Below are 10,501 nucleotides of genomic sequence, written 5' to 3' on the forward strand. Positions count from 1 at the left end.
AGGTAGCGGCCCGTTGCGCTCAGGTGGCCTGCAGCGTCAGCGGCGGACCGGGGTCGGGCGACAGCGGGACGTTCTCGCGCTGCATCAGCCAGCCGGCGATGTTGTGGAACAGCGGGGCCGCCGAATGGCCCGGCGTACCGTCCGCGTTGCGATCCGGGTTGTCCATCATGATGCCGATGACGTAGCGCGGGTTGTCGACGGTGGCCATGCCGGCGAAAGTGATCCAGTAGACGTTGTCGTAGTAGCAGCCGCAGGCCGGGTTGATCTGCTGCGCGGTACCCGTCTTGCCGGCCATCTGGTAGCCCGTCACCGCGGCGGCGGGCCCGGTGCCCTGCTGGTAACCCATCGGGTCGCGTTGCACGACGGCGCGCAGCATGTTGCGGACGGTCTGGGCCGTCTGCGCCGAGACCACCCGCACGCCTTCGGGACGCGGTTCTTCGGTCCGGGTGCCGTCGGGCGCGATGGTGGCCTTGACGATCCGCGGCGGTATCCGAACCCCGTCGTTGGCGATCGTCTGATACATGCCGGCCATCTGCAACAGCGTCATCGAAAGGCCTTGCCCGATCGGCAGGTTCGAGAAGGTGCTGCCCGACCACTGGTCGATCGGCGGCACCAGCCCGGCGCTCTCGCCGGGCAGGCCCACGTTGGTGCGTTGCCCGAGACCGAATTTGCGGACCATGTCGTAGAAACGTTCCGGGCCGACGCGCTGGGCGAGCATCAAAGTGCCGACGTTGGAGGACTTTCCGAACACGCCGGTGGTGGTGTAGGGCATCACGCCGTGGTCCCACGCGTCGTGGATGGGCACCCCGCCCATCTGGATCGACCCGGGCACCTGCAGCACCTCGTCGGGATTGGACAGGCCGTACTCGATCACCGACGACGCGGTGATGACCTTGTTCACCGAGCCCGGCTCGAACGGCGAGGACACCGCCAGGTTGCCCAGCTGCTTGTCCCCCTGGCGCCCGATGTCCTGTGACGGATCAAAGGTGTTGTCGTTGGCCATGGCCAGCACTTCGCCGGTCTTCGAGTCCAGCACGACCGCCGAGACATTGTGTGCGCCAGAGAGATTCTTGGCCTGCTGGACCTGCTGCTGGACGTAGAACTGGATGTCGTCGTCGAGGGTCAGCTGCACCATCGAACCGTTGACCGCCCGGTGCCGGTTGCGGTAACTGCCGGGGATGACGACGCCGTCGGATCCCCGGTCATACGTGACCGAGCCGTCGGTTCCGGACAGCACCGAGTCCAGGGACTCCTCCAGGCCCAGCAGCCCGTGCCCGTCCCAGTCGATGCCGCCGACGATGTTGGCCGCCAACGACCCGCCCGGATACTGGCGCAGATCCTGTCGCTCCGAACCGACCTCGGGATACTTGTCGGAGATCGCGCTGGCGACGGCCGGATCGACGGCGCGCGCCAGATAAACGAAGTTCTCGTCGCTTTGCAGCTTCTTCAGCACGGTCGCGGAGTCCGGCTTGTTGCCCAGCCGGGTGGAGACCTCCTTGGCGATATCCCGCAGGCGCTGCTGAGGATCGGGGGCCACCGAGTTCTTGTTCTTGGCCTCTTCCAGTTGCTTGCGAATCCTCTTGGGCTGGAACGTCAGTGCGCGCGATTCGGTGGTGAACGCCAGCTGATCCTTATTGCGGTCAACGATGCTGCCGCGCACCGCCTTCTCGACGTCGGTGACCTTGAGCTGGCCCGCCGCCTGGGCGCGCAGCGCCGGCGCGTTGGTCACCTGCAGGACGAACAACTGGACCGCGGCCACCACGATCAAGGCCCCGATGGCCGCATTCCCGGCCCGATGCCGGAAGACGAACGACGCGCCGCGGGTGCCCGCCTGCACGAGCCGGGTGCGCCGCTCCCGCGCCGAGTGCCCGGCCGCCACCGCGTCAGTCCGGTCGCCCGGACGGGGATTCTTGGCGTCCTTGGCCGCCTTGGCTTTCCGGAACCGCTTCGGCTCCCGGACGTCGTCGGCCTGCTGCTTCGCACGCCGCTTCGGCTGGCGAACCCCCTTGGTTTCCTGCGCCTGGCGGGGTCCGCGCGTCGGCTGCGACCGGCGGTTGCGTGAGGAGTCGCCGCGGCTCACCGGGGCGCACCTGGCGTCGCGGGCTGCGGCCCGAGCACCGGAGCGGCGGGGACGACGGGAGCCACCGGAGCGACGGGCGTAACCCCCCGCTGCACCGGCACCGGCACCTCCGCGGGTAGCGGCGCGGGCAGCTGCCCGGGCGGCGGAATGGGCAAGCCGCCCAACGGGATCGACACCTCGGCGGGTGCCGGAGCGAGCGCGGGCCCCGCCGGTGCGGGCAACCCCGGCACCGGCACACCCGGCGCCGGCAGCACAGCCGGGACCTGCCCGGTGGCCGGCGCAACCGGCGCTCCCGGCGCGGCCGGCAGCACAGGCCCGGCCTGTCCCAGGTGCTGGCCGCCCAGCGTCGACGAGCCGTCCGGGGCGCGCAGCAGCGCCTCGGGCCCGGATCTCGCCGGCGCGGGCGCCCCGGGGTCGGGCTGCAACCGGACCGGGACCTCCGCGGCGGGCGCCGGCGGCGCGGGCGGCTGCGGCGGGCCTTGATCGGGGAGCTTGCTGTTCAACGGCGGCGGCGGCACACCGTCAGCCGGCTTGGGCGTGCCGACCACCACCCAGTTGCCGGACGGATCCTGGACCAGATGCGCGGTGTCTCGCGTCGGGATCATGCCCTGTTTGCGGGCCGCCTCCGCCAGTGCCGGGGCGGATTCCGCCTCGCGCACATCGCGTTCCAGCGCCTCCTTCTGCTGTTGCAGCAGCCGGGTCTTCTCGCGGGCGTGGCTCAACTTGTAGGAGCGCTCGGCGGAGTCCGTGGACAACCACAGCGTGAGGCCCAGCCCCAGGCCCAGCGCACCGATGACCAAGACGACAAACGGAACCTTGCTCGCCAGGGTGCGGGGCCGCAGGTCGATCGCGGCCAGCCGGGCCGCCAAGCGTTCGCTCAGCCGAGGACAAACGACCTTGGGCGCTTTGGCTTTCCGCGCCTTGGCACGGGCTTTGGCCTGGCTCGTGCTCTTGGGCCGCGCCGGCCGCTCGACCGGCCGGGCGACCGGGCTGGTCTGCGGTCCGGACTTCGGCGCGCGGGTCTCGCGGGTGGGCGCGGAGGCGCGTCCGGGCCGGGGGCGGCGCGCCGGACCGGGATCGGCCGCCGAACGCCTGCTCCGCCGGGCGGAACCGTCGCGCCCCCCGCGGCGATTCGGCGTCTCGCGCTTTGCTTTCATGCGTCGCCCTTTCCGGTTGACTGCTTGACCCGTTGCACAGCTCGCAGTCGGACTGCGGCGCTGCGCGGATTGCGTTCTACCTCTTCGGCGTCGGCACGCTCGGCGCCGTGAGTCAGCGACCGGAATCGCGGCTCGTGGCCGGGAAGCTCGACCGGCAGATCCACCGGAGTGCGGGAGGCGACCGCGTCGGCGAACAACCGTTTGACGATCCGGTCTTCCAGCGATTGGTAGGCCAGCACCACCATGCGTCCGCCGACGGTGAGCGCGTCCAACCCGGCCGGGATTGCGTTGCGCAGCGAGTTCAGTTCGTCGTTGACGGCGATCCGCAGGGCCTGAAAGGTCCGTTTGGCCGGATGCCCGCCGGTGCGCCGGGCCGGGGCCGGGATCGCTTGGTAGAGCAGGGCTACCAATTCCGCGGTCGACGTGAAGGGGGCGCGGGAGCGCCTACGCACGATCTGTGCCGCGATCCGGCGCGCGAATCGTTCTTCGCCGTAGCGGTGCAGGATGTCCGCCAGCGCCGCTTCGTCGTACGTGTTGACGATGTCGGCCGCCGTCAACGGCGACTCGGGATCCATCCGCATGTCCAGCGGCGCGTCCTGGGCGTAGGCAAAGCCGCGCTCGGCGCGGTCGAGCTGCATGGATGACACACCCAGGTCGAACAGCATCCCGTCGACCGATCCGGCTGTGGCGTAACCGGATTCGGCCAGCGCGGTGGCGAGGCCGTCGTAGCGGGTGTGCACCAGCGTGATCCGGTTGGCGAACCGCGCCAGCCGGGCCCGGGCGATGTCCAGGGCGCTGGGATCGCGGTCGAGTCCGATCAGCCGCAGGCCCGGCAGGTCGGTGAGGAACCGTTCGGCGTGGCCGCCCGCGCCGAGGGTGGCATCGAGAAGGAGTGCGCCCGAACCGTCGGCGTCGTGACGGGTCAGCGCGGGGGTGAGCAGTTCGACGCAGCGGTGCAGCAGGACGGGCACATGTCCGAAGTCCGGTGAATCGTCAAGCACCGCAACACCTCCCCGGTTCGGGCGAGATGTCCCTGCATCGAGGTCTCTGTCCGAAGGCACGAACCTGGCGTTGGGGAAGTACGCCAGGGCCGGTTCGGGCAGAGGCCACGTTGCACGGGCATGCGCCTCAGATGATGTCGCCGAGTGCTTCATCGCTGGCCGCGGAGAAGTTCTCTTCGTGGGTCTGTTGGTAGTCCTGCCAGGCTTGCGCGTCCCAGATCTCGAGGTAATCGACCGCTCCGATCACCACGCAGTCCTTGGACAGATTCGCGTAGCGACGGTGGTCCGCCGAGAGCGTGATGCGCCCCTGCGCGTCGGGATGCTGCTCGTCGGTGCCTGCGGCGAGGTTGCGCAGGAAGGCCCGGGCGTCGGGGTTGCTCCGCGAGGCCTTGCTCGCCCGGCGTGCGAGCTGCTCGAATTCGCCCCGCGGGTAGACGGCGAGGCTGTGGTCCTGGCTCTTGGTGACCATCAACCCCCCTGCCAGCGCGTCACGGAATTTGGCGGGCAACGTCAGCCGCCCCTTGTCGTCGAGTTTGGGCGTGTAGGTGCCGAGAAACACCAGCTCACCTCCCCCTCGGGGTCACCCAAACACTTCAGCCACCATACCCCACAATCCCCCACTTCGCCCCATTGATGAAGTGTCGTGGCGGAGTTTTCCAGGTTATCTGCCACCCCTAGCCGCTCCCGCCGACATATGGCGGCCGGCCGGACCACGCCCGGCGCCACACCATTGGGCATAAACCCGCACGTCAGAACGGTGCGTTGGGCAGGTGGGGCGTAGTGGGGGGTAGCGCGTGGGGGCCGGTGGGGCTCACGTCCTGCGCCGAAGCTCGGTTAGGACTCGATCCGGCCTCGAAACGGCATCGACGGCCCGTCGATCACCGGCCGGTTCGGATGTGTCTGTGACCATGGCGCCGCGGCCCGGTGCGGGCGGCGGAAATGGGCAAAAGAAAAGGGGCAGCCGATGGCTACCCCTTATGCGGCGCCGCGGCCGCTAGTCGTCGAAGCGGCGGCGGAACCGGTCTTCCATCCGACTGGTGAAAGAGCCGCCACCGCCCTTGTTACGGCGCTGACGGAGCGACCCGGTCGCCGATCCGGGGTGGTTGGGCCGGCCGGACAACCGCGGACCGGTGATGGCGAATACCACGCCGCCGAACATCACGATGAATCCGAAGACACTGAGAATCGGGAAGTTTCCGATCATGGTGGCCTTGAAGGCCACGCCGGAAACCAGCATCGCCAGGCCGATGACGAACAACGCCGCGCCCTGCAGGCGGCGGCGCGCGGTGGGTGCACGGAACCCTCCGCCGCGGACGCTCGACGCGAATTTGGGATCTTCGGCGTAGAGAGCGCTCTCGATCTGATCGAGCATCCGCTGCTCATGATCGGAGAGTGGCATTCGTCCCTCCTTGCCGACAGTTTGACGCGTAACTATCGATAGCACGCGGATGCCCGTTGCGAGGGCAACTAATTGAATGATACGAGGTCAATCTGCGCCTTACCACTGGTTCGGTGGCGATTCTATCCTGGCCGGGGCTTGGCACCGATAGGAATCGGAACGGCCGTGCGCTACAACCGGCTTCCCCACCCGGTGTCCCTCGTGGGTTCGTTGCCGCGACCGCTCGCCAGACGACCTCGCCCGGGTCCGATAATGGCGATGACGGCGCGGGCCGCGCGGAGACGCGAGCGTGAAGCGCCGGAGCACAGGACGAGGAGGACACCGCAAGTTGGCGATATTCCTCATCGATCTGCCACCCACCGATATGGAGCGCCGCCTCGGTGACGCCCTGAAGGTGTACGTCGACGCGATGCGCTACCCGCGGGGCACCGAAAACCAGCGCGCGGCGATGTGGCTCGAGCACATCCGCCGGCCAGGGTGGCAAGGGGTGGGCGTCGTGGATGCCGAGCTGGGCGGCGACGCGGACGGCCCGATACCGCCGGCGGCCGAACTGAGCAAGGCGCCGTTGCTCGGTGTGGCCTACGGCTATCCCGGGGCCCCCGGGCAGTGGTGGCAGCAGCAGGTCGTCGTCGGCCTGCAACGCGGCGGCCTGCCGCCTCAGCAGATCGCCGGCCTGATGAACAGCTATTTCGAGTTGACCGAGCTGCACATTCATCCCCGCGCGCAGGGGCGCGGCCTCGGCGAGGCGCTGGCCCGGCGGCTCCTGGCCGGCCGGGCCGAAGAGAATGTCCTGCTGTCCACGCCGGAGACCAACGGTGAGCCCAATCGGGCCTGGCGGCTGTACCGGCGGCTGGGCTTCACCGACCTCATCCGCGGCTACCACTTCGCAGGCGACCCACGGGCATTCGCGATCCTGGGCCGCAAGCTGCCGCTGTGACCGCAGGCTCGACGGCGCTCCCGGGCGAACGCGTCAAAGGGGCGCGCCCGATCTGGCACGATGACCTGGTGCGCGCCAGCCATGCCCCGCCCCGAACCCGTGGATTCACCGCTCGGCGGCGCCGGTTAGTCGCCATCGCGATGCTGCTCATGCTGGTGCCGCTGGCCACCGGGTGCCTGCGGGTCAGGGCGTCGCTCACGATCTCACCCGATGACCTGGTGTCCGGCGAGATCGTCGCCGCCGCGAAACCCAAGACGCCCAAGGACACCGGGCCCCAACTCGACAGCAACAACCTGCCGTTCAGCCAGAAGGTGGCGGTGTCGAACTACGACAGCGACGGTTATGTGGGATCGCAGGCGGTGTTCTCAGACCTGACCTTCGCCGAGCTGCCGCAGCTGGCCAACATGAACTCCGACGCGCAGGGCGTGAACCTCACACTGCGCCGGAACGGCAACCTGGTGATCCTCGAGGGTCGCGCGGACCTGACCTCCGTGACCGATCCCGAAGCCGAGGTCGAGCTGACCGTCGCCTTCCCCGGCGTGGTGACCTCCACCAACGGCGACCGGGTCGAGTCCACGGTGGTCTCCTGGAAGCTCAAACCGGGCGTCGTGAGCACCATGACCGCCCAGGCCCGCTACACCGACCCGAACACGCGGTCCCTGACCGGGGCGGGCGTGTGGCTCGGCATCGCGTCGTTCGCCGCGGCCGGCGTCGTCGCCCTGCTGGCCTGGATGAACCGCGACCGTTCGCCGCGGTTCACCGCACCCCGCGACCAGCCGCCGAGCTAGACCCCCGGGCCCGGTGACCAGTACGCCAGCATCTCCGCGAACGTCTGGAAGGCGGGCCCCGACACCCCGTAGGTCGCCTCGAGGTGGATGCTCAGCGGGAAACCCAGCTCGGCCACCCCGTCGATCACGCGCTGGTACAGGTCGACCATGAGCCGGCGCTTCTGGGGCGGTTCGCTGGCGGCCAACCGCTTGACGAACTCCTGCTCCTCGGCGACCACCTGGTTGCCCGGGTCCTGAATCAGCCAGTTGATCAGGCCGACCCGGCTCTCCATCTTCGGGACGAAACCGAACGACAGCAGGATCTCCGGCCGGTGATCGGTGTTCTTGGCGAATTCGCGCAGGAACCCCACGATCGCGTCGGAGTACAGCAGCTGGGTCATGCCGTAGGTCGCGCCCTGGTCGCACTTGAAGTTGAACCGCCCGTGCTCACCCTCGCGGGTGGGAATCAGGATCACGCCGCGGTTGGGCACCAGCTCGCGATAGATCGACAGGGCGTCGGTGGGCGCGACACCGGAGCCCTCCCCGTCGTTCATGGTGCGCGGGACCCCGACGAAAACCACGCCCTCCATCCCGGCCGCGCGCAGATCGGTCAACCGCCGCCGCAGCGTCGGCTCGTCGGAGAAGGCGGTGACCTGCGTGCACAGGCCGTGGATCCCCGGCAGCTCGGGCTTGACGATCGACCAGAAATCCAGCACGTCCAGCTTGGGTTTCATCGTGATGGGACGGTCGTCGTCCTCGGCGATGATGCCCGGGATCATCACGTGCCGGAGCCGGTCGTCCAAACCCGATTCGGCCGAGTACTGCACCACCTTTCGCGCGTCTTCGAGCGCCCGCTCCCGGCCTTCATCGGCGTTGGGCGGCACCAGCTCGAGCGCAATGGTGTTGAGGGTCACGCGGCTTCTCTCCATCCGACGAATGCTTGGGGCATCACCCGGCCGCACACCAGCGGGCGGCCCCGACACCCCAGCCAGCATAGGCGTGGGGGTACCACCCGCTTTCGGGGGAATAGTGAGCCAGTCGAAGCAACCGCGGTCCCCCACCCGCGCGAGGTTGCAAGGATCCCCGGCGCCGCGCCGAATACACTGATCGGGCCTGCCGCACACGCAGACACGTCGACGGAGAAAGGGGCGCCGCGCTGAGCCTGAAAGCTTCAGAAGCAGCGGCAACCGTCGAGTTGACCCGCGCCATCACCGATCGACTGCGGCAGTACTTGCACGACCGGCGCGCCGACACCGCCTACATCGGCGGCGAGTACGAAGACCTCGTCGCCGCCCTCGAAGATTTCGTGCTCAACGGGGGCAAGCGGCTGCGGCCCGCCTTCGCCTACTGGGGCTGGCGCGCCGTGGCGACCGGGGAACCCGATTCCGAAGCGCTGCTGCTGTTTTCCGCGCTGGAGCTGCTGCACGCCTGCGCGCTGGTCCATGACGATGTGATCGACGACTCCTCCACCCGGCGCGGCCGGCCGACCGCTCATGTCCGGTTCGCGGAGCTGCACCGCAATCGGCAGTGGCGCGGCTCCCCGGAGCGGTTCGGCATGTCGGCCGCCATCCTGCTCGGCGACCTCGCGCTGTCCTGGGCCGACGACATCGTTTTCCGCGTGGGCCTGTCACCGGAGGCCGCGCGGCGCGTCCAGCGGGTGTGGGCCGAGATCCGCACCGAGGTGCTGGGCGGTCAATACCTGGACATCGTCGCCGAGGCCAGCGCCGCCGAATCGATCGCGTCCGCGATGAACGTCGACACTTACAAGACGGCCTGCTATACCGTTACGCGACCGCTGCAGCTGGGGGCGGCCGCCGCGGCCGACCGGCCCGACGTGCAGGACGTCTTCGGCCGATTCGGGACGGACCTCGGGGTGGCGTTCCAACTCCGTGATGACGTGCTGGGCGTGTTCGGGGACCCGGCGGTGACCGGCAAGCCGTCGGGCGACGACTTGCGTTCGGGTAAGCGCACCGTGCTGCTGGCCGAGGCGCTGGAGTTGGCGGACAGGTCGGATCCGTTGGCGGCCAACCTGTTACGTGACTCGATCGGCGCGCAGCTGACCGACGCCGAAGTGGACCGGCTGCGTGAGGTCATCGATTCGGTGGGCGCGCTGGCCGCGGCCGAGCGACGCATCGCCGAGCTGACGCAACGGGCGCTGACCGCACTGGCGGCCGCGCCCATCGACGCGGCGGCCAAGGCCGGGTTGTCCGAGCTGGCCAGGATGGCCACCGACCGGTCCGCCTGAGCCGATGACGACGCCGACGCACAGCCCGCCGTCCGACACGCCGGCAACGGAACCGCCTGGCGGTGGCTGGTTTTCGCGGTTGCGCGCATTCACCGCCGCCCCGGAGTCCCGGCCGGCGAAGCTGGGGATGCTCGGTTCGGTCCTGATCACCGTGGGCGGCCTGGGCGCGGGCAGCACCCGGCAACACGACCCGCTGCTGGAGTCGATCCATATGTCCTGGCTGCGTTTCGGCCACGGCCTGGTGTTGTCGTCGGTGGTGTTGTGGACCGGCGTGGGTCTCATGCTGATCGCATGGCTGGGGCTGGGCCGCCGCGTGCTGGCCGGCGAAATGTCCGAGTTCGCGATGAAGGTCACCACCGCCTTCTGGCTGGCGCCGCTGCTGCTGTCGGTGCCCGTCTTCAGCCGGGACACCTATTCGTATCTGGCCCAGGGCGCCCTGCTGCGCGACGGCCTGGATCCCTACGCCGTCGGGCCGGTCGCCAACCCGAACAACCTGCTGGACAACGTAAGTCCGATCTGGACGATCACCACCGCCCCCTACGGCCCGGCGTTCATTCTGGTGGCCAAGCTCGTCACGATGCTCGTCGGCAACAACGTGGTGACCGGAACGGCGCTGCTGCGGCTGTGCATGCTGCCGGGGCTGGCCCTGCTGATTTGGGCCACCCCGCGATTGGCCCGCCACCTGGGCGCCGACGGCTCGACGGCCCTATGGATCTGCGTTCTCAACCCGCTCGTGCTCATCCATCTGATGGGTGGGGTGCACAACGAGATGCTGATGGTGGGACTGATGGCCGCCGGCATCGCGCTGAGTTTCGCCGGTCGCCACGTCCTCGCCACTTGCCTGATCACCGTGGCGATCGCGGTCAAGGCCACCGCCGGGATCGCCCTGCCGTTCATGGTGTGGGTGTGGACACG

At 69.2% G+C, this 10,501-nt stretch carries 10 protein-coding genes; 4 read left to right on the forward strand and 6 right to left on the reverse strand.

Going from position 1 to position 10,501, the window contains the following annotated elements:
• Positions 1 to 19: 19 nt before the first annotated feature.
• The 5 genes from A5697_RS08050 to A5697_RS08070 form a co-directional block, all read right to left on the reverse strand.
• Positions 20 to 2,080, reverse strand: a complete 2,061-nt coding sequence (locus tag A5697_RS08050) for a penicillin-binding protein 2 (protein ID WP_067946736.1) — start codon at positions 2,078 to 2,080, stop codon at positions 20 to 22.
• Entirely contained in the window at positions 2,077 to 3,237 is a 1,161-nt protein-coding gene (locus A5697_RS08055; RefSeq protein ID WP_068009562.1) for a hypothetical protein, read from the reverse strand. The genes A5697_RS08050 and A5697_RS08055 overlap by 4 nt, the downstream gene beginning before the upstream one ends.
• Positions 3,234 to 4,391: a 16S rRNA (cytosine(1402)-N(4))-methyltransferase RsmH gene (rsmH, locus tag A5697_RS08060; protein ID WP_156673209.1), complete on the reverse strand. Its 1,158-nt coding sequence runs from the start codon at positions 4,389 to 4,391 to the stop codon at positions 3,234 to 3,236. Before rsmH ends, A5697_RS08055 begins: the two co-directional genes overlap by 4 nt.
• Positions 4,366 to 4,797 carry a division/cell wall cluster transcriptional repressor MraZ gene (gene mraZ, locus A5697_RS08065; protein WP_007170790.1) on the reverse strand — a complete coding sequence of 144 codons (432 nt, stop codon included), beginning with the start codon at positions 4,795 to 4,797 and terminating at the stop codon, positions 4,366 to 4,368. Before mraZ ends, rsmH begins: the two co-directional genes overlap by 26 nt.
• A gap of 435 nt (positions 4,798 to 5,232) precedes the next feature.
• Complete coding sequence (locus tag A5697_RS08070) at positions 5,233 to 5,637, reverse strand: DUF3040 domain-containing protein (RefSeq protein WP_067946743.1); 405 nt, start codon at positions 5,635 to 5,637, stop codon at positions 5,233 to 5,235.
• Positions 5,638 to 5,965: 328 nt separating this feature from the next.
• On the opposite strand from A5697_RS08070, the gene A5697_RS08075 reads away from it, so the two are divergent.
• Positions 5,966 to 6,574, forward strand: a complete 609-nt coding sequence (locus A5697_RS08075) for an N-acetyltransferase (RefSeq protein WP_067946741.1) — start codon at positions 5,966 to 5,968, stop codon at positions 6,572 to 6,574.
• Between the two features lie 140 nt (positions 6,575 to 6,714).
• Entirely contained in the window at positions 6,715 to 7,362 is a 648-nt protein-coding gene (locus tag A5697_RS08080) for a DUF3153 domain-containing protein (RefSeq protein WP_068009580.1), read from the forward strand.
• Here A5697_RS08080 and A5697_RS08085 read toward each other — a convergent pair.
• Complete coding sequence (locus A5697_RS08085; RefSeq protein WP_067945805.1) at positions 7,359 to 8,255, reverse strand: mycobacterial-type methylenetetrahydrofolate reductase; 897 nt, start codon at positions 8,253 to 8,255, stop codon at positions 7,359 to 7,361. The genes A5697_RS08080 and A5697_RS08085 overlap by 4 nt on opposite strands.
• A 281-nt stretch (positions 8,256 to 8,536) precedes the next feature.
• Here A5697_RS08085 and idsA2 point away from each other — a divergent pair, with 281 nt between their 5' ends.
• A complete protein-coding gene (gene idsA2, locus A5697_RS08090; protein ID WP_067945807.1) occupies positions 8,537 to 9,586 on the forward strand; it encodes a bifunctional (2E,6E)-farnesyl/geranyl diphosphate synthase in 1,050 nt (349 codons plus the stop codon).
• A gap of 4 nt (positions 9,587 to 9,590) precedes the next feature.
• On the forward strand, positions 9,591 to 10,501 hold a 911-nt coding region (gene mptB, locus A5697_RS08095; protein WP_197500954.1), incomplete at its 3' end, for a polyprenol phosphomannose-dependent alpha 1,6 mannosyltransferase MptB.

Origin of the sequence: Mycobacterium sp. E3251 (assembly GCF_001666835.1) — a bacterium.
GTDB lineage: Bacteria > Actinomycetota > Actinomycetes > Mycobacteriales > Mycobacteriaceae > Mycobacterium.